The 26,821-nt window shown below is 70.3% G+C and carries 24 protein-coding genes and 2 tRNA genes; 12 read left to right on the forward strand and 14 right to left on the reverse strand.

Translation table 11 applies throughout. From position 1 onward, the window contains the following. Positions 1–26: 26 nt before the first annotated feature. Complete coding sequence (locus tag KBZ10_RS01580) at positions 27–764, forward strand: DUF5324 family protein (RefSeq protein ID WP_210985758.1); 738 nt, start codon at positions 27–29, stop codon at positions 762–764. Between the two features lie 77 nt (positions 765–841). On the opposite strand, the gene KBZ10_RS01585 is transcribed toward KBZ10_RS01580, so the two are convergent. Further along, positions 842–914: transfer RNA gene (locus tag KBZ10_RS01585), tRNA-Ala, on the reverse strand. 164 nt (positions 915–1,078) lie between these two features. Here KBZ10_RS01585 and KBZ10_RS01590 point away from each other — a divergent pair. Beyond that, the gene (locus KBZ10_RS01590) at positions 1,079–1,630 is read left to right on the forward strand and encodes a DNA-binding protein (RefSeq protein ID WP_210985613.1); all 552 of its coding nucleotides are present in this window, start codon (positions 1,079–1,081) and stop codon (positions 1,628–1,630) included. 29 nt (positions 1,631–1,659) lie between these two features. After that, positions 1,660–3,168: a serine/threonine-protein kinase gene (locus tag KBZ10_RS01595; protein WP_210985614.1), complete on the forward strand. Its 1,509-nt coding sequence runs from the start codon at positions 1,660–1,662 to the stop codon at positions 3,166–3,168. Between the two features lies 1 nt (position 3,169). Here the strand turns inward: KBZ10_RS01595 and KBZ10_RS01600 are convergent, their stop codons facing one another. From KBZ10_RS01600 to dnaA, 11 genes are all read right to left on the reverse strand, one after another. Beyond that, positions 3,170–4,678 carry a hypothetical protein gene (locus KBZ10_RS01600; protein WP_210985615.1) on the reverse strand — a complete coding sequence of 503 codons (1,509 nt, stop codon included), beginning with the start codon at positions 4,676–4,678 and terminating at the stop codon, positions 3,170–3,172. 267 nt (positions 4,679–4,945) lie between these two features. Continuing rightward, positions 4,946–5,086: a DLW-39 family protein gene (locus KBZ10_RS01605; RefSeq protein WP_019706276.1), complete on the reverse strand. Its 141-nt coding sequence runs from the start codon at positions 5,084–5,086 to the stop codon at positions 4,946–4,948. A gap of 164 nt (positions 5,087–5,250) precedes the next feature. Further along, positions 5,251–5,324 (reverse strand) — tRNA-Ile (locus KBZ10_RS01610). A gap of 81 nt (positions 5,325–5,405) precedes the next feature. After that, complete coding sequence (locus KBZ10_RS01615; RefSeq protein WP_210985616.1) at positions 5,406–6,119, reverse strand: DUF3566 domain-containing protein; 714 nt, start codon at positions 6,117–6,119, stop codon at positions 5,406–5,408. A gap of 3 nt (positions 6,120–6,122) precedes the next feature. Beyond that, entirely contained in the window at positions 6,123–8,762 is a 2,640-nt protein-coding gene (gene gyrA / locus KBZ10_RS01620; RefSeq protein WP_210985617.1) for a DNA gyrase subunit A, read from the reverse strand. 97 nt (positions 8,763–8,859) lie between these two features. Beyond that, the gene (gyrB, locus tag KBZ10_RS01625; RefSeq protein WP_210985618.1) at positions 8,860–10,917 is read right to left on the reverse strand and encodes a DNA topoisomerase (ATP-hydrolyzing) subunit B; all 2,058 of its coding nucleotides are present in this window, start codon (positions 10,915–10,917) and stop codon (positions 8,860–8,862) included. 328 nt (positions 10,918–11,245) lie between these two features. Then, positions 11,246–11,773, reverse strand: a complete 528-nt coding sequence (locus KBZ10_RS29050) for a DUF721 domain-containing protein (protein ID WP_210985759.1) — start codon at positions 11,771–11,773, stop codon at positions 11,246–11,248. Between the two features lie 53 nt (positions 11,774–11,826). Then, positions 11,827–12,969, reverse strand: a complete 1,143-nt coding sequence (gene recF, locus KBZ10_RS01635) for a DNA replication/repair protein RecF (RefSeq protein ID WP_210985619.1) — start codon at positions 12,967–12,969, stop codon at positions 11,827–11,829. An 8-nt stretch (positions 12,970–12,977) separates the two neighbouring features. Next, positions 12,978–13,913, reverse strand: a complete 936-nt coding sequence (gnd, locus tag KBZ10_RS01640) for a phosphogluconate dehydrogenase (NAD(+)-dependent, decarboxylating) (RefSeq protein WP_210985620.1) — start codon at positions 13,911–13,913, stop codon at positions 12,978–12,980. A gap of 180 nt (positions 13,914–14,093) precedes the next feature. After that, entirely contained in the window at positions 14,094–15,224 is a 1,131-nt protein-coding gene (dnaN, locus tag KBZ10_RS01645; protein WP_210985621.1) for a DNA polymerase III subunit beta, read from the reverse strand. Positions 15,225–16,281: 1,057 nt separating this feature from the next. Beyond that, on the reverse strand, positions 16,282–18,174 hold the full coding sequence (gene dnaA, locus KBZ10_RS01650; protein WP_210985622.1) for a chromosomal replication initiator protein DnaA: 1,893 nt from the start codon (positions 18,172–18,174) through the stop codon (positions 16,282–16,284). 439 nt (positions 18,175–18,613) lie between these two features. Here dnaA and rpmH point away from each other — a divergent pair, with 439 nt between their 5' ends. The 9 genes from rpmH (at position 18,614) to KBZ10_RS01695 (ending at position 25,320) form a co-directional block, all read left to right on the forward strand. After that, the gene (rpmH, locus tag KBZ10_RS01655; RefSeq protein ID WP_030543677.1) at positions 18,614–18,751 is read left to right on the forward strand and encodes a 50S ribosomal protein L34; all 138 of its coding nucleotides are present in this window, start codon (positions 18,614–18,616) and stop codon (positions 18,749–18,751) included. A 25-nt stretch (positions 18,752–18,776) separates the two neighbouring features. Next, positions 18,777–19,175: a ribonuclease P protein component gene (rnpA, locus tag KBZ10_RS01660; RefSeq protein ID WP_210985623.1), complete on the forward strand. Its 399-nt coding sequence runs from the start codon at positions 18,777–18,779 to the stop codon at positions 19,173–19,175. Beyond that, positions 19,172–19,489 carry a membrane protein insertion efficiency factor YidD gene (gene yidD, locus KBZ10_RS01665; RefSeq protein ID WP_210985624.1) on the forward strand — a complete coding sequence of 106 codons (318 nt, stop codon included), beginning with the start codon at positions 19,172–19,174 and terminating at the stop codon, positions 19,487–19,489. The genes rnpA and yidD overlap by 4 nt, the downstream gene beginning before the upstream one ends. 3 nt (positions 19,490–19,492) lie before the next feature. Next, positions 19,493–20,620 (forward strand): membrane protein insertase YidC, encoded by a 1,128-nt coding sequence (gene yidC, locus KBZ10_RS01670; protein ID WP_210985625.1) that lies wholly within the window; start codon positions 19,493–19,495, stop codon positions 20,618–20,620. An 11-nt stretch (positions 20,621–20,631) separates the two neighbouring features. Continuing rightward, positions 20,632–21,138: a R3H domain-containing nucleic acid-binding protein gene (locus KBZ10_RS01675; protein ID WP_125623983.1), complete on the forward strand. Its 507-nt coding sequence runs from the start codon at positions 20,632–20,634 to the stop codon at positions 21,136–21,138. Positions 21,139–21,273: 135 nt separating this feature from the next. Then, the gene (gene rsmG, locus KBZ10_RS01680) at positions 21,274–22,002 is read left to right on the forward strand and encodes a 16S rRNA (guanine(527)-N(7))-methyltransferase RsmG (RefSeq protein ID WP_210985626.1); all 729 of its coding nucleotides are present in this window, start codon (positions 21,274–21,276) and stop codon (positions 22,000–22,002) included. Between the two features lie 292 nt (positions 22,003–22,294). Next, positions 22,295–23,413 carry a ParA family protein gene (locus KBZ10_RS01685; RefSeq protein WP_210985627.1) on the forward strand — a complete coding sequence of 373 codons (1,119 nt, stop codon included), beginning with the start codon at positions 22,295–22,297 and terminating at the stop codon, positions 23,411–23,413. Further along, complete coding sequence (locus KBZ10_RS01690) at positions 23,410–24,510, forward strand: ParB/RepB/Spo0J family partition protein (RefSeq protein ID WP_210985628.1); 1,101 nt, start codon at positions 23,410–23,412, stop codon at positions 24,508–24,510. The genes KBZ10_RS01685 and KBZ10_RS01690 overlap by 4 nt, the downstream gene beginning before the upstream one ends. 192 nt (positions 24,511–24,702) lie before the next feature. Continuing rightward, a complete protein-coding gene (locus tag KBZ10_RS01695) occupies positions 24,703–25,320 on the forward strand; it encodes a GNAT family N-acetyltransferase (RefSeq protein ID WP_210985629.1) in 618 nt (205 codons plus the stop codon). A 107-nt stretch (positions 25,321–25,427) separates the two neighbouring features. Here KBZ10_RS01695 and trxA read toward each other — a convergent pair whose 3' ends face one another. Both trxA and trxB read right to left on the reverse strand, forming a co-directional pair. Then, on the reverse strand, positions 25,428–25,757 hold the full coding sequence (trxA, locus tag KBZ10_RS01700) for a thioredoxin (RefSeq protein ID WP_210985630.1): 330 nt from the start codon (positions 25,755–25,757) through the stop codon (positions 25,428–25,430). 36 nt (positions 25,758–25,793) lie between these two features. Then, positions 25,794–26,780 carry a thioredoxin-disulfide reductase gene (gene trxB, locus KBZ10_RS01705; RefSeq protein ID WP_210985631.1) on the reverse strand — a complete coding sequence of 329 codons (987 nt, stop codon included), beginning with the start codon at positions 26,778–26,780 and terminating at the stop codon, positions 25,794–25,796. Positions 26,781–26,821: the final 41 nt, after the last annotated feature.

A 26,821-nucleotide genomic window follows, 5' to 3' on the forward strand; every position in this document is an offset into this window, starting at 1 on the left:
CCGAGGAGGAGGATCCCGTGACACGCATGGACAGCGTGCGCGCCGCGACCGACACCGCGAAGGACAGCGTGCTGCACGCAGCGGAGGTGGTGGCGCCGTACGCCGGCACGGCCAGGCACCAGGCCGCGCACTACGCGCAGGAGGCCCGGGCCAAGCTGGCGCCGAAGGTGTCGCAGGCCGCGCAGCAGGCCCGCAGCACCGCCCGCGCGCAGTACGGCGCGCTGCAGCCCCGGATCGAGCAGGCGCGGGGCTCGCTGCCGCCCAAGGTCGACCTGGCGGCCCAGAAGGCGGTGACCCGGGCGCGAGAGACCGCCCGCCATGCCGCCGACTACGCCGTACCGCGGGTCGAGCACGCCCTGGCCGACGCCGTCGCCGCGGCCGAGCCGGCCCGTGCCGAGGCCGCCGCGCGCAGTGCCGCGGCGGTGGCGGCGATCCGCGGGCAGGTCACCGCCGCGGAGATCCGGAAACTGGTGAGGAAGCGGGAGCGCCGCGCCCGCAACGGCCGCGCCGCGAAGCGCCTGCTGGTGCTGGGCGCCCTGGCGGGCGCCGCGGTCGCCGCCTGGAAGTGGTGGGACAAGCAGGCCAACCCCGACTGGCTGGTCGAGCCGCCCGCCGCCACCGAGCTCGGCGAGCGGGCGCCCCTGGCGTCCGCCGACGACACCGAGCAGGCCAAGCTGGACGCCGAGCTCCAGTCGCACCAGGCCGGCGTCGCGGACGGCGAGGCGGGCGGCGGGAGCGCCGCGGAGAGCGACGAGAAGCGCTGAGCCGGTGTGCGCCCCGCGCGGCCGGCAGGGAAGCGGAACGGCGGGAGACATCAGGTCTCCCGCCGTTCGTCGTGCGGTGGAGCCTAGGGGAGTCGAACCCCTGACATCTGCCATGCAAAGACAGCGCTCTACCAACTGAGCTAAGGCCCCGGGCCGGTGAACCCCCCGCCGCGCGACGGCGCGTCGACGGTGTCCGCCGCCACAAGAGTACCGGGTCCGCGGAGTGATCCCGTCAAAGGACCGCAGACTCCCGATCCTCCGTCCCGCTCCCTAGGATGGCGGCGCGAGGTTCGCAGCAGCGAAGGGGAGTCGCCATGGAAGCAGCACAGCAGGAAGCCACCGCCAGAGCCCGCGAGATGCAGCGGAGCTGGTACGGGGAACCGCTGGGGGCGCTCTTCCGGCGGCTGATCGACGATCTCGGGCTCAACCAGGCCCGGCTCGCCGCTGTCCTGGGACTCTCGGCGCCCATGCTGTCGCAGCTCATGAGCGGTCAGCGGGCGAAGATCGGCAACCCGGCGGTCGTGCAGCGGGTGCAGGCGCTGCAGGAACTGGCCGCGCAGGTCGCGGGCGGCAGCGTCAGCGCCGCCGAGGCCGCCGAACGCATGGAGGAGATCAAGCGGAGTTCCGGCGGCTCGGTGCTCACTCCCACCGGATCGCAGTCGACCTCCAGTTCCGGGGCTCCCACCGTGCGCCGGGTGGTGCGCGAGATCCAGTCACTGCTGCGTTCCGTCGCCGCCGCCGGCGACATCATCGAAGCCGCGGACGCCCTCGCCCCCTCGCAGCCCGAACTCGCCGAATTCCTCCGGGTGTACGGTGCCGGGCGGACCGCCGAGGCGGTCGCCCACTACGAGGCGCACCAGAGCTGACCGGCCGGTCCGCGAGGGGAGGCGGCACGATGGGTGAGGTCTTCGCGGGACGGTACGAGCTGGTCGATCCGATCGGCCGGGGCGGGGCCGGCGCCGTCTGGCGCGCCTGGGACCACCGCAGGCGCCGCTATGTCGCCGCCAAGGTGCTCCAGCAGAGCGACGCCCACACGCTGCTGCGCTTCGTACGGGAACAGGCACTGCGCATCGACCACCCGCATGTGCTGGCCCCGGCCAGCTGGGCCGCGGACGACGACAAGGTCCTGTTCACCATGGACCTGGTGCGCGGCGGTTCGCTGGCCCACCTCATCGGCGACTACGGGCCGCTGCCGCCCCGGTACGTCTGCCTGCTGCTGGACCAGTTGCTCTCCGGGCTGACCGCGGTGCACGCCGAGGGCGTCATCCACCGGGACATCAAGCCGGCCAACGTCCTGCTGGAGGCCACCGGCACCCGGCGGCCGCATCTGCGCCTCTCCGACTTCGGCATCGCCCTGCGCAAGGGGGAGCCCCGGCTGACGGAGACCGACTACGTGGTCGGCACCCCCGGCTATTTCGCGCCCGAGCAGATGCTGGGCGCGGAACCGGACTTCCCCGCCGACCTGTTCGCGACCGGCCTGCTGGCGCTCTATCTGCTGACGGGGCGCAAGCCCGACGCCCAGGCGCTCGTCGAGCGGTTCGCGGAGCACGGCGTTCCGGGCGCCCCCGAGGAGGTCCCGGAGCCGCTCTGGCAGGTGCTGACGGGTCTGCTGCAGCCGGACCCCGGTGCCCGGTTCCGTACCGCCACGGGTGCGCGCAAGGCCCTGGCCGCCGCGGTCGACCTGCTGCCGGAGGGGGATGCGGACGGGGAGGCGGTGGAGGTCTTCGACCAACTGGGCCCACTGCCCGAGGAGTTCGGGCCCCAGGGCCCGTTACGGGAGCGGCACGCCGCACCGGCGGCCTCCGGGACCGGCGGGCCTGCGGCCACCGCGGCGCCGTCCTCGGTGACGGACACGGGGAGTTTCACCCTGGCGCCTCCGGCACGCTCCGCCGGGGACCCGCGGCCGGTCACGCCACGGGGGCCGGACGCCCCGGCCACACCACCGGCCACACCACCGGCGCCGGCCCAGACTCCGCCCCCGGCCCCGACTACGGCCCCGGCCCCGGTCTCCACGCCGACCCCGGCGCCGTTCCCGCTTCCGGTCGCGGCCCCCGGTTCCACGCCGCCGGCCGCTCCCGGCCCGCCCGTCGGACCGCCCCGCCACGGCCATGCGGGCCCGTTCCCCCCTGCGGTCCCGCCCGGATCCCCCGGAACGCCCGGATCCCCCGGCTTCTCCGGATCCCCCGGCTTCTCCCAGGCGGCCACCGCCGACATACCGCGCGACTACGCCGTCACGGGCCCGTACACCGCTCCCGGTACCCCCGCGGCCGCCGCGCCCCGCCCGCCGGCTCACCGCGCGCACGCGCGGCGGCGGCCGGGACCGCCCGCGAGGGTGGTCGTCCCGGTGCTCGTCCTGGCGCTGCTGTGCTACGCGGTGGGCATCTGGGCCCTGACCGCCGGGTGAGTCAGGGGCGGGGCATCTGCCCGTAACGGCCACCGTGCTGCTCCGGCGGTGCGCCGTCCGCTCCCGGCGGGCCTCCCGGCAGCGGATGCCCCGGCCGCTGTCCCGGTACCGGCCGGTGCGGGCCCCCGGCGGGCGGGTCGGTGGCGGTGACGGCGGTGACGGTTTCGCCCGGGCGGCGCCGGACGGCCAGGGTCCAGGCCGCGAGTCCCAGCAGCAGGACCGTGCCGGCGCCGATGCCCGCGAACCCGACGGCCCGCAGCGGGCCGTCCCGCTCCCCGGTCCCGTCCTCGTCCGCGGCCGTGCCGTCCGGCGCCGCTGCCCTGCCCTCCGCGGCCCGTTCCCGGTCCTCGCCGGTGACGGCGAATCCCGCCGCGGCCGCGTCGCCGTCATAGGCCGGCCCCGGCTGCGGCTCGCCCTCCACGGTGAGCCGGAGGGTGAGGTCCAGGCCGCCCTTCACGTACGCGGCCGCTTCGGGGGTCAGGCCCACCGACAGGTAGTACCAGCCGGCGAAGCACATCTCCCCGACCTTGGCGGTACCGCTGAACCGGTGGCCGAACGCGGCGGGCACGGTGGTGAACCCCAGCGTCTTCGGCTGCCCGTCGAAGGCCGTCCCCTGGTCGTGGACGGGGGCGCGGGCGGTGTTGTGGAGCCGCAGCAGCACTCCGCCGCCGAGGTGGGGGACGCGGCCGCCGGCGGTTTCGGCACCGGCCAGTTCCGCGGCGACGCCGAGCCGCCGGCCCCAGTCGACGGGGACCTTGTAGAAGAGCGTCTCGCCCGGCTCCAGGCGGTCCCTCCACACCCCCCGGCCGGTGGCGGCGGCGTCGTTGAACCCGGTGCCGCCCCGCACCCGCCGCGGAAGACCGCCGGGGTCGGCGGGGGGCTCGGTGCTCCACGCCGCTCCGCCGGGCGCTGCGGTGGCACCACCGGTCACTCCGGGCTCCGCCAGGAAGGAGATCTCCAGCGGCCAGTCGCCCGGTCCGGAGGCCGCGCCGCCGGTCCGCTTCACCAGGAACAGATACTCACCGGCCCGCTGGCAGCTCGCGTTGGGCCGGACCAGGCGCGAGGCGGTGGCGGCGACCGGCAGGCCGAAGCCGCCGGCACCGGCCGTGCCGCGCATGCCGTCGCACCGGGCCCCGTCCGCACTCAGCAGCGTCGCCTCGATGCCGGTGTCGAACGCCGCCCCACCGGTGGGCGGGAGGGCAGCGACCGCGGAGAGATGGGCGTTGGACTCCTCGTCCAGCCGCACCCGGTAGAACAGGGTCTGGCCCGCGCCGATCGTGTCCGTGTAGACGTGGCGGGCCTTCAGCTCCGGGGCGCCGCTGCCGCTCGTGGCACCCCGGGTCCGCTCGGCGTTCCGCGCGGTCCGGTAGGCCGACGCGGAATCGCCCGGGCCGTCGGCGGCCGCCGCGACGGACGGCCCCGGGGCCGGTAAGGGCCCGCACAGCACCGCCGGCGCGCACAGCGCCGCCACCGCGGCCCAACGGAGCCGCGTCCCCGAGCGTTGCCTCATCGCACGACACCCCTCCGTCGTCCCCCGGGCCGTCCCCGCCCCACCCCGGCCGTACGAGCAGGAAGCCTACGGCGGTGCGACGCGTCGGCGGGCGGTATGGCCGGCGACCGCGTATCGCGCCCCCGGTCTCTTCCGAACCGGCCACGGCGATTTGCTCTTGCACAATATTAATTCGCGAGAGCAACTTCAAGGGGTGGGTGGCGGCCGGGCAGCACGGAGCCCCGGCCGCTCACGGCGGCCGGGGCTCGTACAGGCTTGGCGTCGGTCTCACACACCGGAACCCGAACCTGCGGGCACGGAGTCGGTCGCCTCCGTCCACAGATCCTGCTCGGCGCGATCCGCCTGGATCTGGCGGTACACGAGGAGCCCGCCGATGGCGGCCAGTGCGACCAGGAGCAGCTTTTTCACCGCGCTACCTCGTCCTTCTTGACGTAGGGGACCTCTGCCGCCCGACTATACACACGGCCGATACCGATCGGTGACCTCCGCCCGGCCCCCCGGACCGCCCAACCCGTTCCCGGGACACACGAGATCGGCCCGGACGGGATCCCGTCCGGGCCGATGCACAGGAGTGGGGCTAACAGGACTTGAACCTGTGGCCTCTTCCTTATCAGGGAAGCGCTCTAACCGTCTGAGCTATAGCCCCGCGCGCTGCCCCTGAAGATTAGCGCACACGGGGCCCGGTCCCAAAATCGGTTAGCCGGTGGTGGGGCGCCCCCGCCCGCCGCTACTCGTCCTCCGCCAGCGTCACCTCGACACCGCCGACGAAACCGGCCGACAGGTTGTAGACGAAAGCGCCCAGCGTGGCCAGAGCCGTCGCCAGCACCACATCGATCACCGCGATGATCGAGGTGAACATCAGCACCCTCGGCAGTGACAGGAACGACTCCAGGTCGAAACCGCCACCGCCGCCCTCACCGGACTGCGTCGCCTGCCCGATCGCCGTGCCGACCGTGCTGAACACCCCCATGGCGTCCAGCACCATCCACAGCACCGCCACCGCGATGATGGTGCAGATGCCCAGCGCGATGGACAGCAGGAAGCCGACCTTCATCACCGACCACGGGTCCGCCTTCGCGACCCGCAGCCGCGCCTTGCGCGTCCGCGGGACGGTACGGGCCCCCGCGCCGGTGCGGGGTCTGCGCACCGGCTGCCCCGGCGCCTGCGACGGGACCGCGACGGGCGGCTGCCCCACCTCACCCGGCGACGCGTAGGCCTGCGGCGGGTGGTACGGCTCCGCCGGCTGCTGCGGATAGGGCTGACGCGTGTCCGTCACAGCGGCGGATCCCCCTTGGTGCGTACCCGCCGGATACGAGACGGCCCACGGGGGGTCGCCCGCCGCGGCGGGGCCGCGGGCACCGCCCGTCCCGGTGGCCCCGGGGGCGATGTGCCGCCCCTCGGCCTCCGCGCCACCCGCGCCGGCGCCCGTGGCTCCACTCACGGCTTACTCCTCTTGGCTTCCGGCCGAGGACTCCGCGCCCTCGGCCGCCTCGGGCGCGGCCGCGACGGCTGCGTCGGCGATCTCCTCGACCTCTTCAGCCGCACGTCCGGCCTCGGCGTTCCGGGCGATACCGACCACGGCATCGCGCTTGCCCAGGTTGATCAGTTGGACGCCCATGGTGTCACGGCCCGTCTCCCTGACCTCGTTGACCCGTGTCCGGATCACACCACCGCTCAGCGTGATGGCGAGGATCTCATCGCTCTCCTCGACCACCAGAGCGCCCACCAGTGAACCGCGGTCCTCCACGATCTTGGCGGCCTTGATGCCGAGGCCGCCGCGGCCCTGGACGCGGTACTCGTCGACGTTCGTCCGCTTCGCGTAACCGCCGTCGGTGGCGGTGAAGACGAAAGTACCGGGCCGGACGACATTCATCGAGAGGAGTTCGTCACCCTCGCGGAAGCTCATGCCCTTCACGCCCGAGGTGGCCCGCCCCATGGGGCGGAGCGTCTCGTCCGAGGCGGTGAACCGGATCGACTGGGCCTTCCTGCTGATGAGCAGCAGGTCGTCCTCCGCCGACACCAGCTCCGCGCCGATCAGCTCGTCCTCCCGGCCGTCCTCCATCTCACGGAGGTTGATCGCGATGACGCCGCCCGAGCGCGGCGAGTCGTAGTCCTTGAGCGGGGTCTTCTTCACGAGGCCGGACTTGGTGGCCAGCACCAGGTACGGCACCGCGTCGTAGTCCCGGATGGCCAGGATCCGGGCGATCTTCTCGTCCGGCTGGAAGGCCAGCAGGTTCGCGACGTGCTGGCCGCGCGCGTCCCGGCCGGCGTCCGGCAGCTCGTAGGCCTTGATCCGGTACACCCGGCCCTTGTCCGTGAAGAACAGCAGCCAGTGGTGGGTGGTGGAGACGAAGAAGTGGTCGACGATGTCGTCCTGCTTCAGCTTGGTGCCCCGGACGCCCTTGCCGCCGCGCTTCTGGGAGCGGTAGTCCACCGTCTTGGTGCGCTTGACGTAGCCGCCGCCCGTGATGGTGACGACGATGTCCTCCTCGGCGATCAGGTCCTCGATGGACATGTCGCCCTCGAACGGCACCAGCTTGCTGCGCCGGTCGTCACCGAACCGCTCGACCAGCGCGGCCAGTTCCTCACTGACGATCGACCGCTGCCGGGAGGGGGAGGACAGGATCTCGTTGTAGTCCGTGATCTTGGCCTGGAGGTCGTCATGCTCCGAGGTGATCTTCTGCCGCTCCAGGGCCGCCAGCCGGCGGAGCTGCATCTCCAGGATCGCGTTCGCCTGGATCTCGTCGATCTCCAGCAGGCCCATCAGGCCGCCGCGCGCCGTGTCCACCGTGTCACTGCGCCGGATCAGCGCGATGACCTCGTCGATCGCGTCGAGCGCCTTGAGCAGGCCGCGCAGGATGTGCGCCCGCTCCTCGGCCTTCCGCAGCCGGAATCTCGTCCGCCGGACGATGACCTCGATCTGGTGGTCCACCCAGTGCTTGATGAAGGCGTCCAGGGAGAGCGTGCGCGGCACGCCGTCCACCAGCGCCAGCATGTTGGCGCCGAAGTTGGTCTGCAGATCGGTGTGCTTGTAGAGGTTGTTCAGCACGACCTTGGCGACCGCGTCCCGCTTCAGCACGATGACCAGCCGCTGGCCGGTACGCGAGGAGGTCTCGTCGCGGACGTCGGCGATCCCGCCGATCTTGCCGTCCTTCACGAGGTCGGCGATCTTCTGCGCGAGGTTGTCCGGGTTGACCTGATAGGGCAGTTCGGTGACCACCAGGCACTGCCGGCCCTGGATCTCCTCGACCTCCACGACGGCCCGCATGGTGATCGAGCCCCTGCCCGTGCGGTACGCCTCCTCGATGCCCTTCCGGCCCACGACGAGCGCGCCGGTCGGGAAGTCGGGGCCCTTGATGCGCTCGACCAGCGCGTCCAGCAGCTCCTCGCGGGAGGCCTCCGGGTTCTCCAGCGCCCACTGCGCGCCGGCCGCCACCTCGCGGAGGTTGTGCGGCGGGATGTTGGTGGCCATGCCGACCGCGATGCCGGCGCTGCCGTTGATCAGCAGATTCGGGAAGCGGGACGGCAGGACCGTCGGCTCCTGGTTGCGGCCGTCGTAGTTGTCCTGGAAGTCGACGGTCTCCTCGTCGATGTCCCGGAGCATCTCCATCGACAGCGGCGTCATCCGGCACTCGGTGTACCGCATGGCCGCGGCCGGGTCGTTGCCCGGGGAACCGAAGTTGCCGTTGCTGTCGACGAGCGGCAGCCGCATCGACCAGTGCTGCGCCAGGCGGACCAGCGCGTCGTAGATCGAGGAGTCGCCGTGCGGGTGATACGTGCCCATGACGTCGCCGACGACGCGGGCGCACTTGTAGAAGCCCTTCTCCGGACGGTAGCCGCCGTCGTACATGGCGTACAGCACGCGGCGGTGCACCGGCTTGAGCCCGTCGCGGATGTCGGGCAGCGCGCGCGAGACGATGACGGACATCGCGTAGTCGAGATAGCTGCGCTGCATCTCCGTTTCGAGGCCCACCGGCTCGACCCGCATGCCCACGCCCTCGATGGCGACGGGCTCGCCCTCGGGGCTGACGGGGACGGGGGTGGCGGGGCCGCCTTCGGAGGGGGGCGGGGTCACGTCGGCCATGGCAGTTCAGAAGTCCTTTCGAGGTACGGCGCGGGAGCACCGGCCCGGTTGCGGGGCCGGTGCCGCGCCGGAGGCCGGAGGCGGATGCCGGGATGCGTCAGATGTCCAGGAATCTGACGTCCTTGGCATTGCGCTGGATGAAGGAGCGCCGCGCCTCGACGTCCTCGCCCATGAGCACCGAGAACAGGTCGTCCGCCTGGGCCGCGTCGTCCAGGGTGACCTGGCCCAGCACCCGGTGGTCGGTGTCCATGGTCGTGATGCGGAGCTCCTCGGCGTTCATCTCGCCCAGACCCTTGAAGCGCTGGACCGAGTCGTCCCTGATCCGCTTGCCGTTCTGCCGGCCGAGGTCGATCAGGGCGTCCCGCTCCCGGTCCGAGTAGGCGTACTCGAAGTCGTCCCGGCCCCATTTGATCTTATAGAGCGGCGGGCGGGAGAGGTAGACGTGACCGGCCTCGACCAGCGGGCGCATGAAGCGGAAGAGGAAGGTCAGCAGCAGGGTGTTGATGTGCTGGCCGTCGACGTCGGCGTCCGCCATCAAGATGATCTTGTGGTAGCGGAGCTTGGAGATGTCGAAGTCCTCGTGCACCCCGGTGCCGAAGGCCGAGATCAGGGCCTGCACCTCCTGGTTCTGGAGGATCTTGTCGATCCGGGCCTTCTCGACGTTCAGGATCTTGCCGCGGATCGGCAGGATCGCCTGGTACTCCGGGTTCCGGCCGGACTTGGCCGAGCCGCCGGCGGAGTCGCCCTCGACGATGAAGATCTCGCACTTGGTCGGGTCGTTGGACTGGCAGTCGCTCAGCTTGCCCGGCAGCGACGCGCTCTCCAGCAGGCCCTTGCGGCGGGTCAGATCACGCGCCTTGCGGGCCGCGACCCGGGCCGTGGCGGCCTGGATGCCCTTGCGGATGATGTCCGCGGCCTCGTTGGGATTGCGGTCCAGCCAGTCCATGAAGTGCTCGTGGACGATCTTCTGGACGAAGGTCTTCGCCTCGGTGTTGCCCAGCTTGGTCTTCGTCTGGCCCTCGAACTGCGGCTCGCCGAGCTTGATCGAGATGATCGCCGTCAGGCCCTCGCGGATGTCCTCACCGGTGAGGTTGTCGTCCTTCTCCCGGAGCAGCTTCTTCTCGCGCGCGTAGCGGTTGACCAGCCCCGTCAGCGCGGCCCGGAAGCCCTCCTCGTGGGTGCCGCCCTCATGGGTGTGGATGGTGTTCGCGAAGCTGTAGACGCCCTCGGTGTACTGGGCGTTCCACTGCATCGCGATCTCCACCGAGAGCATGCGCTCCTTGTCCTCGGCCTCGATGTCGATGACGGAGGGGTGGACCAGCTCCCCCTTGCGGGAGTTGAGGTACTTCACGAAGTCGACGATGCCGCCCTCGTAGTGGTACCGGACGGAGAGCGGCTTGCCCTCCTCGTCCACGTGGTCCGCGCGCTCGTCGGTCAGCGAGATGGCCAGGCCCTTGTTGAGGAAGGCCATCTCCTGGAAGCGCCGTGCCAGGGTCTCGAAGGAGTAGTCCGTGGTCTCGAAGATGTCCGGGTCGGCCCAGAAGGTGACCGTGGTGCCGGTGTCCTCCACCGGCTCGTTCTTCGCCAGCGGCGCCGTCGGCACGCCGAGCTTGTAGTCCTGCGTCCAGCGGTGGCCCTCGGTGCGCACCTCGACGGCGACGCGCGTCGACAGCGCGTTGACCACCGAGACGCCGACGCCGTGCAGACCGCCGGACACGGCGTAGCCGCCACCCCCGAACTTGCCGCCCGCGTGCAGCACGGTCATGACCACCTCGACGGCCGGCTTCCCCTCCGACGGCACGATGCCCACGGGGATGCCGCGGCCGTTGTCGGTCACCCGCACCCCGCCGTCGGCGAGGATCGTGACCTCGATGGTGTCCGCGTGCCCGGCCATGGCCTCGTCGACCGAGTTGTCCACGACCTCCTGCACGAGGTGGTGCAGGCCCCGCTCACCGGTCGAGCCGATGTACATGCCGGGCCGCTTGCGCACCGCGTCCAGGCCCTCCAGGACCGTGATCGCGCTGGCGTCGTACGCGGCGTCGTGCGCGGCCTCGTGCACGGGCGGCGGGCCGTCACCGGAGACGGTGGGGGGAGCGGTGTTGGTCTCGTTGGGGTTGCCGGAATCGGCCACGAAGCGCCCTTTCTGGCACAGCACACGCCGTCTCCCGGCATCCGGGAGCGGCTGCGTCGTTCGACATGTTCCGCAAGTCGGCGGTATGCCCACCAGTCTACCGGTAGCGCTGACATGAATGGGGGTTTGCGGGCGCCTGGATCGTTGTGTGCCGCCCTGAACCGGCATCCGCCGACTCCCCATATGCGGGCCCGGGCTCCGAGCGGCCCACAGGGGCGCTCAGCGCTTCGGGCTGTCAACCCCCGACCACGCAGCGGGACGCCTCCGGCAGCACCGCTGTCACAACGCCACCACGCCGGTCCGGCAAGGGCCGGGAAGAGCCGGGAAGGCCTTCCCCCGGGCCCGGTGGCGGTCAGCCGTAGGTGTCCCCGGGCCCCCTGCTGCCCGGGGCACGCAGCGGTCCGTAGCCCTGGCGGGACCCGCTCCCCGGGCCCAGAACCTTGATCAGCCGGACCGTGCCCCGGCCCAGGTCCCCATTGAGCCGGGCCACCAACTGCGGTGCCAGCAAACGAAGTTGGGTTGCCCACGCGGTCGAGTCGCAGCGCACCGTCAGCACCCGCGACTCCTCGTCGTACCGCTCCGGCGCGCAGTGCTGCGCCACCTCCGGGCCGACGATCTGCGGCCAGCGGCCCATCACCCCGCCCACCGCCGCGGGGGCCTCCCAGCCCCGGTCGGTGATCAGGCGGTCGATCGCCGCACCCAGCGGCAGCGGATCCCGGCCGTCGGCCCGCGCCCCCGAGCGCAGACCGCCGCGGCGGGCCTGTTTCCTCTGCTGGGCGGCCGCGCCCCGGGCCCGGGCCTGCTCCTTCGCGGCACGCAGCGCGACGCGGGCCAGATCGACCCCGGAGGGCTCCGGCCCCGCGGGGCGCTCCGCCGGCACCCCGGTCCCGTCCCGCCGGGCCGGTCCGCCTGTGCCGCGCGCCCCACCGCCCGTCACGGGGACTCCCGCTCGACCGTGCCGCCGGCCACCGCGTACCGGGCTCCCGCCAGCGCCCCCGGAACGTCCTCGGACACCGCCGCCGTGACCAGCACCTGCTCCGCCGGGGCCACCAGCTCCGCGAGCCGGTCGCGGCGCCGGGTGTCCAGTTCCGCGAAGACGTCGTCGAGAACGAGCACCGGCTCACCCGCCGGGCTCTCGGTGCGCAGCAGGTCGTACGAGGCCAGGCGCAGCGCGAGCGCGTACGACCAGGACTCCCCGTGGCTCGCGTACCCCTTCGCCGGGAACCGGCCGAGCTTGAGCACCAGATCGTCCCGGTGCGGCCCGACCAGCGTCACCCCCCGCTCGATCTCCTGCTTGCGGGCCTCCGAGAGCGCCGCCAGCAGGACGCCGTACAACTCCTCCCGGTGGCCCGCCTCAGCGAGCCGCTCGCCCGCCGAACCGCGGTACTCCAGCACGAGCGGGCCCCCGCCGGGCGCCAGCTGCTCGTACGCCTTGTCGGCGAGCGGCTGCAGCGCGGCGGTCAGATCCAGCCGCTGGGCCAGCAACTCCGCGCCGGCGCGGGCCAGATGCTGGTCCCAGACGTCGAGGGTGGAGAGGTCCGCGCCGCGACCGCCGTGGCGGCGGGCCATCGCGGCGCTCTTGAGCAGGGTGTTCCGCTGCTTCAGCACCCGGTCGTAGTCGGAGCGCACCCCCGCCATGCGCGGCGAGCGCGCGGTGATCAGCTCGTCCAGGAAGCGCCGCCGCTCCCCCGGGTCGCCCTTGACCAGGGCGAGGTCCTCCGGCGCGAACATCACGGTGCGGGTGATGCCGAGGACGTCCCGCGGCCGCACCTGCGAGGAGCGGTTGATCCGGGCCCGGTTGGCCCGCCCCGGATTGAGCTCCAGCTCGACGAGCTGCCGCCGGTCCCCGCCGGCCACGGCGGCCCGGATCACCGCCCGCTCGGCTCCCATCCGCACCAGCGGGGCGTCGGAGGAGACACGGTGGCTGCCGAGGGTGGCGAGATAGCCGACGGCCTCCACCAGATTGGTCTTCCCCTGGCCGTTGGGGCCGACAAAGGAGGTGACGCCCGGGTCGAGGGCGACCTCGACCCGGACGTACGACCGGAAGTCGGCGAGCGACAGATGGGCTACGTGCATCGGGGCCGTCAGCCGCCCACCGGCGGTTCGACATCGGCGCCCGGAGCGTCGGCGCCCTTCTCGTCCCCCGCGGAGGCCGTGACCGCGTGGCCGCCGAACTGGTTGCGCAGCGCGGCGATCATCTTCATGGCCGGGGAGTCGTCCTGGCGGGAGGAGAACCGGGCGAACAGCGAGGCCGTGATCGCCGGGAGCGGCACCGCGTGGTCGAGCGCGGCCTCCACGGTCCAGCGGCCCTCGCCGGAGTCCTGGGCGTAGCCGCGCAGGGCGGAGAGGTGCTCGTCGTCGTCCAGGGCCCGGACGGCCAGGTCCAGCAGCCAGGAGCGGATGACCGTGCCCTCCTGCCAGCTGCGGAAGACCTCGCGCACGTCCGTGACGGAATCGACGGCCTCCAGCAGCTCCCAGCCCTCGGCGAAGGCCTGCATCATGGCGTACTCGATGCCGTTGTGGACCATCTTGGCGAAGTGGCCGGCGCCGACCTTGCCCGCGTGCACGGAGCCGAACCCACCCTCGGGCTTGAGGGCGTCGAACACCGGCTGGACCTTCGCCACATCCGCGGCATCGCCGCCGTACATGATCGCGTAGCCGTTCTCCAGGCCCCAGACCCCGCCGGAGACGCCGCAGTCCACGAACCCGATGCCCTTGGCGGCGAGCTCCCGGGCGTGCTTCTCGTCGTCCGTCCAGCGGGAGTTGCCGCCGTCCACCACCACGTCCCCGGGGGAGAGCAGTTCGCCGAGGGCGTCGATGGTCGACTGGGTCGCCTCCCCGGCCGGGACCATGATCCAGACGACGCGCGGCCCCGTGAGCCGGCCCACCAGCTCCTCCAGGCTGTGGACATCGGCGAGATCCGGATTGTGGTCGAATCCGATGACGGTGTGACCTGCGCGGCGGATGCGCTCGCGCATGTTGCCGCCCATCTTGCCGAGACCGACGAGACCGAGCTCCATCAGTGACCCTCTTCGACGTAGTCGTTGCGATTGGTACCCGGCCGAGCCTACGCCCGGACACCCGCCGCTCACCTGTGGGCTTCTGGTGCTCAGACGCACGTCGGAGGGGGCGGCGGGGACAAAACGCCGACCCCGCGCGGGGCCCGCGCCGGCCGCCGGTTCCAGTCGGGTACCCGCCGCTCAGCCGCTCAGTCGCACCGGCATGATCAGGTACTTGTAGGCGTCGTCCGCCTCCGCGTCCACGGCGGGCCTGCCGCTCAGCAGGGCGGGCTTCGTGGACGTGGTGAAGGACAGCTGCGCCACGGGGGAGTCGATGGCGCTCAGCCCCTCCAGGAGGAAGCCCGGGTTGAAGGCGATGGAGATGTCGTCCCCGTCGAGCTGGGCGTCCACCCTTTCCACAGCCTGTGCGTCGTCACTGGAGCCCGCTTCCAGGATCAGCACGCCCTGCTCGAAGCTGAGGCGCACCGGGGTGTTCCGCTCGGCCACCAGCGCCACCCGCTTGACCGCGTCGACGAACGGAGCGGTCTCGATCACCGCGACGGAGTTGAACTCGGTGGGGAAGAGCGTGCGGTACTTCGGCAGGTCTCCTTCGAGGAGGCGGGTGGTGGTCCGGCGGCCGGCGCCCTCGAAGCCGATCAGGCCCTCGCCCTTGCCGGAGCCCGCCAGCGCGATGCTGACGGTGTCGCCGCTGGTGAGCGATTTGGCGGTGTCGAGCAGCGTCTTCGCGGGCACCAGGGCGACGGCGGAAAGGTCGGGGACCTCCGGCTTCCACAGGAATTCGCGGACCGCGAAGCGGTAGCGGTCGGTGGCGGCCAGCGTGACCGTGTCGCCCTCGATCTCGATCCTGACACCCGTGAGCACCGGGAGGGTGTCGTCCCGGCCGGCGGCGATGGCGACCTGCGCGGCGGCCGCGGCGAAGACCTCGCCGGGGACGGTGCCGGTGGCGTCCGGCATGTCCGGCAGCGCCGGGTACTCCTCCACGGGGAGGGTGTGGAGGGTGAAGCGGGAGGATCCGCAGACCACGCTCACCCGCACACCGTCCGTGGAGATCTCCACGGGGCGGTTCGGCAGGGCGCGGCAGATGTCGGCGAGCAGCCGGCCGGACACCAGCACGGTGCCGCCTTCCTCGACATCCGCCTCGACCGAGACCCGGGCCGAGACCTCGTAGTCGAAGCCCGACAGGCTCAGGGAGCCGTCCTCGGCCTTCAGCAGCAGGCCCGCGAGGACGGGCACCGGCGGACGGGCCGGGAGGCTGCGGGCCGCCCAGGCCACCGCCTCCGCGAGTACATCGCGCTCCACCCGGATCTTCACCGTAAGCCGCCTCCCGCTGTTGCTGGCTCGCCCTGCTGGCCTTCGTCGTCGGCTGTGTGCCGCCGGACCAGTCTGACGCACACCACGGACAGTCGGTGCGCTCCGGGGTCAAGTCGGGCCGGGAGGCGTGGCGCGGCCCGAGGGCGAGTTGTGCACAGGCCCCACTTCGAAACGGATTTCCCCCTGTACCTACGTGGTCGTAGTAGTAGGGCTTGTGGATACCGTGGATAACCCGCTTCTCGCAGCTCAGGGGCGGTTTTTTGTCCACGGGCCCTGTGGGCGGGACCGGTGGACAACCGGCCGGTCCTGTGGACGGGGCAGAGTTCTGCACACACCGTGCACAGGGAAGGGCGGGTTCTCCCCAACGGCGTCCCCAGTTTTACCCAGGTTCTGCACAGCCCAATCCGGCGCATTGATGTGATGCAGTTCACTCTTGGCGGTGACGAGGGGTGTTGTGTTGCCGAACAGTGGACAAGGGTGTGGAAAGACTGTGTACAACGGCCCTTTCCCTGTGGGCGGGCGGTGGACAACCGGACCGGAGCCCGCAGCCCGGATCGTCGGTCCACAGTCTGTGGAGACCGGATAACCACAAGCACACAGGCTGTTGACCTCCCGGTCCGACGGCCGGCAGCGGGCGGCTGTGGACAGAGTCTGGACAACTTCGTCCTCCCCAGGGTGTGGACGGCTCATCTGCCCCTCCGGTGTGGAGAACTGCCCTGTGACAGCCGGTATTCGAACAGCGCAAGGGGCGCGCGGAAGACCGCCACCGGACGCGTACGCGGCCTACGCGCGGTCCGTGACGCCGGAATCGGCTCGGCAAGCGCCCGGAGAGCCCGTCCCGAGAGCCGCCATGGCAGCGGAGAGCGACAGCCGCAGCAGTGAATCCGGGACCGCGGGGACACGGGGGCGGCCTGCGGGCGGGTCCGGGGGACAGCACGGACCGGCACGGCGCGGATACCGGCAGCCGATACGCCGAGGGCGCTCCCGCGAAGCAGGGAAGCAGGGCTTCCGGGAGCGCCCTCCGCGTATCGCGGCGGGGTGCCCGCCGGGCGCCGCGTCAGCTGTTCTTGATGCGGTTGGTGAGTTCCGTCACCTGGTTGTAGATCGAGCGCCGCTCGGCCATCAGCGCGCGGATCTTGCGGTCGGCGTGCATCACGGTGGTGTGGTCGCGGCCGCCGAACTGGGCACCGATCTTGGGCAGGGAGAGATCCGTCAGCTCCCGGCAGAGGTACATGGCGATCTGGCGGGCGGTCACCAGCACCCGGCTCCGGGACGAGCCGCAGAGATCCTCCACGGTGAGCCCGAAATAGGCGGCCGTCTCGGCCATGATGGCCGAGGCCGTGATCTCCGGTGCCGCGTCCTCCCCGCCCGGGATCAGGTCCTTGAGCACGATCTCGGTCAGGCCGAGGTCGACGGGCTGCCGGTTCAGGCTGGCGAACGCGGTCACCCGGATCAGCGCCCCCTCCAGTTCCCGGATGTTGCGGGAGATGCGCGAGGCGATGAACTCCAGCACCTCCGGCGGGGCGTTGAGCTGCTCCTGGACCGCCTTCTTCCGGAGGATCGCGATCCGCGTCTCCAGCTCGGGCGGCTGCACATCGGTGATCAGGCCCCACTCGAAGCGGTTGCGGAGCCGGTCCTCCAGCGTGACCAGCTGCTTGGGCGGCCGGTCCGAGGAGAGGACGATCTGCTTGTTGGCATTGTGCAGGGTGTTGAAGGTGTGGAAGAACTCCTCCTGGGTCGACTCCTTGCTCGCCAGGAACTGGATGTCGTCGACCAGCAGGATGTCCATGTCGCGGTAACGCTTGCGGAACGCGTCCGCCTTGCCGTCACGGATGGAGTTGATGAACTCGTTGGTGAACTCCTCCGAGCTCACGTAACGGACCCGCGTTCCCGGGTAGAGGCTCCGCGCGTAGTGCCCGATGGCATGCAGCAGATGGGTCTTGCCCAGCCCCGACTCCCCGTAGATGAACAGCGGGTTGTACGCCTTGGCCGGTGCTTCCGCGACGGCCACCGCCGCGGCGTGCGCGAAGCGGTTGGACGCGCCGATGACGAAGGTGTCGAAGAGGTACTTCGGATTCAGCCGCGCGGTCGGCTCGCCCGGACCCGTCGCGGGCGCGGGCTGAGCCGCCAGCGGTCCGGGTGCGCCACTCGGCGCGGGAAGCCCTGCCGGGCCGCCCGGCACCCCGTGGTTCCGGCCGGCCGGCGGCTCGGGGAGCTCGCGGTGCGGGGAACCGTACGGCGGGCGGTCGGAAGCCCCGGACCGGTAGTCGCCCTGCTGCGGAACGGACCGCTGGGGGTCCTCGTAGCGCTGCGATTCGTCGTAGCGCTGTGGCTCGTCGTAGTGCTGGGCGTCCTCGTAGCGGTGCTGGCGGCCCTGCTGCTCCCCGTGCGGTGAGGCGTACGGGTCGTGCTCCGGGAAGCCGCCGGGCCGGGGCGGGCGCCAGCCGTAGTCATCGCGCGGACGGGGCCAGGCCCCGGGCTCCGGACGGCCCCGCTGGTAGTCCGGATAGGCGGGACGGGCCGTGGGCAGGCCGTCGGCCGGGCGGCCGTAGCCGCCCTCGTATCCGTTGTCGTAGTCGTATGCGTCCCGCTGCGGTTCCGGGTGCTGCGGCTCGTCGTAGCGCTGGGCCTGTTGCGGCACAGGGGGTGGTGCGGGAGCCTGCGGAGCGGACTCGGACTCGGCGGCGCTGACGGTCACCGCCAGGCGGACGGTCTGGTTGCACTCGCGGCTGAGGGCCTCGCTGATCAGCGGCGACAGCCGGCCCTCCAGCACACCCTTGGCGTATTCGTTGGGGACCGCGAGCACCGCGGTACCGGCGATCAGAACGAGCGGCTGGCAGTCCTTCAGCCAGCGGCGGTCCTTCGCCTCGATGCCCTGGGCGCCGTCGCCGAGAAGCTGATCGAGGACGCGTGGCCACACCGCGGCAAGATCAGCAGGTACGTCAGCCACAAGGCACGCTCTCTCGATCACTGGGTGGGTGGCGCCGACGGATCCCACGTATGTGTGGTTCTCGGGGCGGGAGGGAAGAATCCGGAGTTCCGCCACGGTAGTCAGGCCGACGTGCGGGGTTCAAGTCGTTGTCCACAGGGTGTGTACAAATGTGCCATGCTCGGCCGGCCCGCCCTTCCGGGGACTCTCCCGCGCGAGGGCGGCGGCGCGGCGCGGCAGGGCTTCGCCGCCCCGCGGGGACCCGGTTTGACCGGGTGACGCGGCCGCGCGTACCGTGAGCAGGTCGAGTTGTCGATGGCTGCTGCCGCCTGCCTCCGATGGGCGAAGATCGCTTGAGTGTCGGTCATGCGGTGCACTCGGGCGTATGCGAGCTACTCGTGGGCGCACGGTGACAGCCAGATGACGTCACGCAACACCCGAGTCCTAGTGGAGCCCCCGAGTGAGCAAGCGCACCTTCCAGCCGAACAACCGTCGCCGCGCGAAGACCCACGGCTTCCGGCTGCGTATGCGGACCCGTGCCGGCCGCGCGATCCTCGCGACCCGCCGTGCCAAGGGCCGCGCCCGGCTGTCGGCCTGAGCAGCCAGACCTCAAGGTCCATGTCGTGCTGCCTACCGAGAATCGGCTGAGGCGGCGCGAGGACTTCGCCACTGCGGTACGCCGAGGACGCCGGGCCGGTCGCCCGCTTCTCGTCGTCCACCTGCGCAGCGGTTCAACGGACCCGCACGCGCCTGGGGAGAACGCTCCCCCGGTGCGTGCGGGTTTCGTCGTCAGCAAGGCCGTCGGTACAGCCGTGACCAGGAATCTGGTGAAGCGCAGGCTGCGTCACCTCATGCGGGAGCGGCTGTCCGCACTGCCCGCCGGTAGCCTGGTGGTCGTAAGGGCACTGCCCGGGGCGGGAACGGCCGGTCACGACGAGCTCACCCGCGATCTCGACACCGCGCTGAGGCGGCTGCTGGGTGGGGCCGTCCATGGCAAGGCTGAGGAGAAGGCGGAGCGATGAAGTATCCGCTGCTCTGGTTGATCAAGCTCTATCAGTGGACCATCAGCCCTTTGCTGGGTCCGGTCTGCAAGTACTACCCGTCGTGTTCGCACTATGGCTACGGGGCCATCCGGGCGCACGGCGCGGTGAAAGGGACGGCACTGACCGCCTGGCGCATTCTGCGCTGCAATCCGTGGTCGCCCGGTGGCGTCGACCACGTCCCACCCCGGAAGCATCCGGTCTGGCACCAGCGGCTGCGGAACCGGTGGAGTGCTCGCTCCGCCAGTGCGCCCGAGGGACAGCCCGAGACTCAGCCCAACGCCCAAGGAGCCTGATTCGTGGACACGATCCTCGGTCCTCTCTATATCGCCGTCTCCTGGATCATCGTCCAGTTCCACTCGCTGTACAGCCTTGTCTTCGACAAGAACAGCGGCTGGGCCTGGGGTCTGTCCATCGTGTCGCTGGTGGTGCTGATCCGTATCGCTCTGATCCCGCTCTTCGTGAAGCAGATCAAGGCGACGCGGAACATGCAGGTGCTCCAGCCGAAGATGAAGGCGATCCAGGAGCGCTACAAGAACGACAAACAGCGCCAGTCCGAAGAGATGATGAAGCTCTACAAGGAGACGGGCACCAACCCGCTCTCGAGCTGTCTCCCGATTCTGGCGCAGTCGCCCTTCTTCCTCGCGCTCTATCAGGTCCTCAACAAGATCGCGAACAATGAAGCGGTCGGCGTCATGGGCGCGGACCTGGTGAACAGCGCCCGTAACGCGCACATCTTCGGTGCTCCGATCGCGTCCAAGTTCATGGACAGCGCCTCCAAGGTCGAGAGCCTCGGTGCCACGCTCACCGATGTCCGCGTGGTCACCGTCATCATGATCGTTCTGATGTCGGCCTCGCAGTTCTACACGCAGCGCCAGCTGATGACGAAGAACGTCGACCTGACGGTCAAGACGCCCTTCATGCAGCAGCAGAAGATGCTGATGTACATCTTCCCGATCATGTTCGCCGTCTTCGGTATCAACTTCCCGGTCGGTGTGCTGGTCTACTGGCTGACCACCAACGTCTGGACCATGGGTCAGCAGATGTACGTGATCCAGCGGAACCCCACCCCGGGCAGCATCGCCTTCCAGCAGCGCCAGGAGAAGCTGCGGGCCCAGGGCAAGCTCAAGGAGGACCCGGCACAGGTCGAGGCCAAGCGCGCGGTCGAGGAGGCGCGGGCCAAGCGGCAGCAGCCGAAGCGTCAGCCGAAGGCGAAGCGCCAGGCGGCCGCCGCTCAGGGACCCGCCAAGGCCGGCACGGGCAAGCGGCCGACGGACGCTGACAAGGAGCAGGAGAAGCCCTCGCTGGAGAAGAAGCCGGCCCAGGGCGACCAGACGCAGCAGTCCGGGGGCGCGTCCGCCTCCCGCACCACCAAGTCCGGACAGCGCAAAGGCCGGCAGCGGCCCAAGCACCCGACCAAGAAGTGAGGAGCCACCCAGTGACGGAGGGCACCACCGCCACCGACGGCGCCGACACCCTGACCCGCCTGGAGCAGGAGGGTGATATTGCGGCCGACTACCTCGAGGGCCTGCTGGACATCGCCGACCTGGACGGCGACATCGACATGGACGTCGAGGGTGACCGGGCAGCGGTGTCGATCATCAGCGACTCGACCAGCCGGGATTTGCAGAAGCTGGTCGGCCGTGACGGCGAGGTGCTGGAGGCGCTTCAGGAGCTGACACGCCTCGCGGTGCACCGTGAGACCGGTGACCGCAGCCGGCTGATGCTGGACATCGCCGGGTTCCGCGCCCGTAAGCGCGAAGAACTCGCGGAACTCGGTGCACGGGCTGCGGAGGAGGCGAAGGGCAGCGGGGAGCCGGTGAAGCTGAAGCCGATGACCCCGTTCGAGCGCAAGGTCGTGCACGACGCGGTGGCCGCAGCCGGCCTGCGCAGCGAGTCGGAGGGCGAGGAGCCCCAGCGCTGCGTTGTCGTTCTTCCGGTCTGACCACGCTCGGATGTGTACCCGGCCCCGCCTGTTCGCAGGCGGGGCCGTACTTTGTGAGCCTTGCAAGCCGGCGTCCTTCCGGGGCGCCGTACGTCCGGGCAGCGGTGCCCCGGAAAACCGAGGAAGGACGGTCCTGTGACCGAGGCAGCAGAGCTTCCCCCGGCGCCCCCTACCGCACGAACGGTGTTCGGTGAGCGCCTTCCGGAAGCCGTCCGGTACGCCGAACTCCTTGCGGACGCGGGTGTGCGCCGGGGGCTCATCGGTCCCCGAGAGGTTCCCCGGCTCTGGGAGCGGCACCTGCTGAACTGCGCAGTGCTCGCGGAGGCCGTGCCCGAAGGGGTGACGGTCTGCGACGTGGGATCGGGAGCGGGGCTGCCGGGCATCCCTCTGGCGCTCGTTCGTCCGGATCTGCGGATCACTCTGCTGGAACCGCTGTTGCGGCGCACCACCTTTCTGCAGGAGGTGGTGGAGCTCCTGGGGCTCGACCATGTCGCGGTGGTGCGCGGGCGGGCCGAGGAGGTGCTGGGGTCACTGCCTCCGGTGCACGTGGTGACGGCTCGGGCCGTGGCACCGCTGGACCGGTTGGCGGGATGGGGCGTCCCGCTCCTGCGGCCCTACGGCGAGATGCTGGCCCTCAAAGGGGACACGGCGGAGGAGGAACTCAAGGGGGCCCGGGCGGCGCTGAGCAAACTCGGTGTTGTCCGCACGTCCGTTCTTCACGTGGGAGAAGGCGTGGTGGAGCCTCCCTCCACCGTAGTGAGAGTGGAGGTCGGCGAGAGCCCCGGCGGTGTCCGCTTTGCCGCCAAACGAGCCAAGGCGGCACGGGCCGGGAGGCCCTCGCGGAACACGCGAAGGCGTCGCTGATAGCCGCCATTGCTCCATACAAGCTGGCAAAACTACCCAAATCGGAGTGTCGCCATGCTTGGGGAACGCGGGCGCATGCATCGTGTTTCACGTGAAACGTCGCTCCCTGTTGCATGGAATCATTAGCCGCGGCCGGGCCGCTGTGCCGCGCCATCAGGCCACACCCGAGAGGGCGGCCGCCGACCGAACATCAGGATCCCCCGAACGGGTGGTCCGGTTGTCCACAGAGAGGTCATCCGAGGCGGATTCATCCACAGGAGAACGGGCCTCGCTGGTTCCTAACCCCGAAAGCATGGCAGGCTCTGTCTATCGCGAGCCAGAAGTCGAGGAGAGTGAATCCTTGCGGTCCGACGCCAATATCGCGGGGCCGATGACCGATCCGGTCCCCGGTCCCCGTGCCGCTGAGCCCCATCGGGGGGTGACCTCCGATACTCCGCCGCCGGGAGTCGATGTTTCACGTGAAACGCCGCCCCCCATGGACGGCGCCCCCATCGGCCGTGCCGCGCAACTCGCCGTCGAGGCCCTGGGGCGTGCCGGTGACGGTCTCCCGCGCCCCGAGCAGACACGGGTCATGGTGGTGGCCAACCAGAAGGGCGGAGTCGGTAAGACAACCACCACGGTCAACTTGGCAGCCTCGCTGGCTCTTCATGGTGCACGCGTTCTGGTCATCGATCTCGACCCCCAGGGAAATGCCTCGACCGCACTCGGTGTGGACCACCACGCCGAGGTCCCGTCGGTGTATGACGTCTTGGTCGACAGCAAGCCACTCTCCGATGTCGTGCAGCCCGTACCCGACGTGGAAGGCCTCTTCTGCGCGCCGGCCACCATTGACCTGGCCGGCGCAGAGATCGAGCTGGTCTCGCTGGTGGCCCGGGAGAGCCGGCTGCAACGGGCGATCCAGGCCTACGAACAGCCGTTGGACTACATCCTCATTGACTGCCCCCCGTCGCTCGGTCTGCTGACCGTCAATGCGCTCGTTGCCGGGGCCGAGGTCCTCATCCCCATTCAGTGCGAGTACTACGCGCTGGAGGGACTCGGGCAGCTTCTGCGGAACGTCGAACTGGTGCGTGGGCACCTCAACCCCAAGCTCCACGTCTCGACCATCCTGCTCACGATGTACGACGGTCGGACCCGGCTGGCTTCGCAGGTCGCGGACGAGGTGCGCAGTCACTTCGGCAACGAGGTCCTGAGGACGAGCATTCCGCGTTCCGTGCGCATCTCGGAGGCGCCGAGCTACGGGCAGACGGTCTTGACTTATGATCCCGGCTCCAGTGGTTCTCTTTCCTACCTCGAAGCGGCCCGGGAAATCGCGTTGCGCGGGGTGGGGATCAACTATGAGGGCCACGATGCCCACACCATGGGCGGCAACGCTCAGCACGGACAGCACGGTACGCCGGAGGGGACGCAGTGAGTGAACGACGCAGAGGACTGGGGCGCGGGCTTGGCGCGCTGATCCCCGCCGCACCTCAGGGGGGCGACCAGCCGGTCCCGGCGGTGGCCCAGGGAGGAGCGACCTCCCCCACGGCGGTCCCTGTTCTTGCCCCGGAGCGTGGTGTGGCGGCAGCCACCGTGACCGCGCTTCCCCAGAAGGGGTCAGAGCAGCGCGCGGAGGACACACCCGCGGTGAACGAGGCACTGTCCGAGCCACCGACCGGTGCGCATTTCGCGGAACTGCCACTGGACTCGATCACGCCGAACCCACGCCAGCCCCGAGAGGTCTTCGACGAGGACGCGCTGGCCGAGTTGGTGACGTCTATCCAGGAGGTCGGGCTGCTCCAGCCCGTCGTGGTGCGGCAGCTGGCTCCGGAACGCTACGAGCTCATCATGGGGGAGCGCCGGTGGCGTGCCTGCCGAGAAGCGGGGCTGGAGCGCATTCCGGCGATCGTCCGGGCCACCGAGGACGAGAAGCTCCTGCTCGATGCCCTGCTGGAGAACCTGCACCGGGCCCAGCTGAATCCTCTTGAAGAGGCGGCCGCCTACGATCAACTGCTCAAGGACTTCGAGTGCACCCATGATCAGCTGGCGGACCGTATCGGCCGGTCGCGCCCTCAGGTGTCCAATACGCTGAGGCTGCTCAAACTCTCCACTCCCGTCCAGCGTCGCGTCGCGGCCGGAGTGCTGTCCGCGGGTCATGCGCGGGCCCTGCTGTCTGTCGAGGACTCGGAGGAGCAGGATCGACTCGCTCACCGGATCGTCGCCGAAGGGCTGTCGGTCCGTGCTGTCGAGGAGATCGTGACGCTCATGGGGTCCCGGCAGGGCGGCACGGTGAAGCCCAAGGGGCCGCGGGCAGGAAACCGTGTATCGCCCGCGCTGACGCAGTTGGCTTCCCGGCTCTCCGATCGCTTCGAGACCCGGGTGAAAGTTGACCTCGGTCAGAAGAAGGGCAAGATCGTCGTGGAGTTCGCCTCCATAGAGGATCTGGAGCGGATTCTGGGAACCCTTGCTCCGGGTGAGGACCGGGTCCTGGAACTCGGTGCGGAGGAGACCGGGAGCGGCGAGGAAGCATGACGTGGGGCGTGGGGCGGGTCACGTGAGTCGTGACCCGCCCTTTGCTTTGCCTTCGCTTCGTCCTGAGACCGGCTGGATACGATGCCCCGGGGACATGGTGGCGCGCGTCCGGATCCCTGCGGACGCTGAACAGGACCCGCTGTGAACCGCGCTTGCAGTGGCAAGAGGGAGTGAGAGTGAGGAGCAGGCTTCATGGGGCGTCGGCTCGTACCGCTCACCTTGGACAACCTGTCGGACGTTCCCAAGCGGTGCCGTACCTGCGTCTTCTGGGAGCTTGACCCGGTCAGTGGGGAAGCTGCGGTCCAGGCGGGCAGACCGGAGCTGGAGAAGGAGGCATGGATCTCCGGCGTGCTTCTGGAGTGGGGATCCTGCGGACGCGTTCTTTACGTCGACGAGGTGCCGGCGGGCTACGTTCTCTATGCGCCGCCCGCCTACGTCCCGCGGTCCACAGCCTTTCCGACGAGTCCGGTTGCCGCGGACGCCGTCCAACTGATGACGGCCTGGATCATGCCCGGCTATCAAGGACAGGGGCTGGGACGGGTACTCGTCCAGACCGTTGCGAAGGATGTACTGAGGCGGGGTTTCAAGGCGATCGAGGCCTTCGGTGACGCCCGCTGGAAGGAGCCGGCGTGCGTCCTGCCCGCCGACCACCTCTTGGCTGTCGGATTCAAGACTGTTCGGTCCCATCCCCGGTACCCACGGCTGAGGCTGGAGCTGAGGACCACGCTCTCCTGGAAGGAGGACGTCGAGATGGCGCTGGACCGTCTTCTCGGAGCGGTGCAGAAGGAACCCGCGCTCAGACCGCTGTAGGTCTCCGGAGCTGGGAGGAAGCTCGGCGCCGTTGACCTGGACACCGCACAGAGCGAAAACAGGGCCCTCCTCCTTCAGAGGGGGCCCTGTTTCACGTGAAACGGCTGTCAGCCGATGAAGGGTTCCAGATCGCGCATGATCGCTGCCTTCGGCTTGGCACCGACGATCGTCTTGGCGACTTCGCCGCCCTGGTAGACATTGAGGGTCGGGATCGACATGACCCCGTACTTGACGGCCGTCGCCGGGTTCTCGTCGATGTTCAGCTTGACGATTTCGATCTTGTCCCCGTGCTCCGCGGCGATGGCTTCGAGGGACGGGGCGATCTGGCGGCACGGGCCACACCAGGCGGCCCAGAAGTCCACGAGAACGGGCTTCTCGCTCTTGAGAACCTCTTCATCGAAGTTCGCATCGGTCACATTCTTGAGGGCGCCGGCCATGGGCGAACTCCTAGCTTCTGGGAGGGAAGGAAACGGTCAGACGGTGGCGGCGGCGGTCTTCTCCGGCTCCGGAGTGTGCTCCGCGGAGGCGTCGGAGAGCGCCGCGAGGTAGCGCTCGGCATCCAGGGCAGCGGAGCAGCCGGTGCCAGCGGCTGTGATGGCCTGGCGGTAGGTGTGGTCGACGACGTCACCGGCGGCGAAGACGCCGGGGAGATTGGTGCAGGTCGAAGGGGCGTCGACCATGAGGTAACCCTCGTCGTCCAGGTCCAGCTGCTCGGTGAAGAGTTCGGTGCGGGGGTCGTGGCCGACGGCGATGAAGAGGCCGGTGACGGGCAGCTCCCGGACATCACCGGTCTTGGTGGAACGCAGGGTGACACTGGTGAGCTTCTGGTCGCCGTGGATCTCGGCGACCTCGCTGTCGTACGCGAACGTGATCTTCGGATCGGCGAAGGCCCGCTCCTGCATCGCACGGGAGGCCCGCAGCGTGTCGCGGCGGTGGATGATGGTCACGGACTTGGCGAACCGGGAGAGGAAGGTCGCCTCCTCCATGGCGGTGTCACCGCCACCGACCACGGCGATGTCCTGGTCCTTGAAGAAGAACCCGTCGCAGGTGGCACACCAGGAGACACCGCGGCCGGACAGTTCGTCTTCCCGGGGAAGCCCGAGCTTGCGGTGCTGGGATCCGGTGGCGACGATGACCGCACGAGCCTTGTGGACCGTGCCGGCCGAGTCGGTGACCGTCTTGATGTCACCGGCCAGGTCGACAGCCGTGACGTCATCGGGGACGAGTTCCGCTCCAAAACGCTCGGACTGGGCGCGCATGTTGTCCATCAGGTCCGGACCCATGATGCCGTCGCGGAAACCGGGGAAGTTCTCCACATCGGTGGTGTTCATCAGCGCACCACCGGCGGTGACAGCGCCCTCGAAAACCAAGGGCTTCAAGGATGCGCGCGCGGTGTAGAGCGCCGCGGTGTACCCCGCCGGTCCGGAGCCGATAATGATCACGTTACGGACGTCGCTCACGGGTGTCTTCCTCGTCTCTGCCGACTGCTGTCCAGGGGTCA

Origin of the sequence: Streptomyces sp. F63 (genome assembly GCF_018070345.1) — a bacterium.
Classification (GTDB): Bacteria; Actinomycetota; Actinomycetes; order Streptomycetales; family Streptomycetaceae; genus Streptomyces.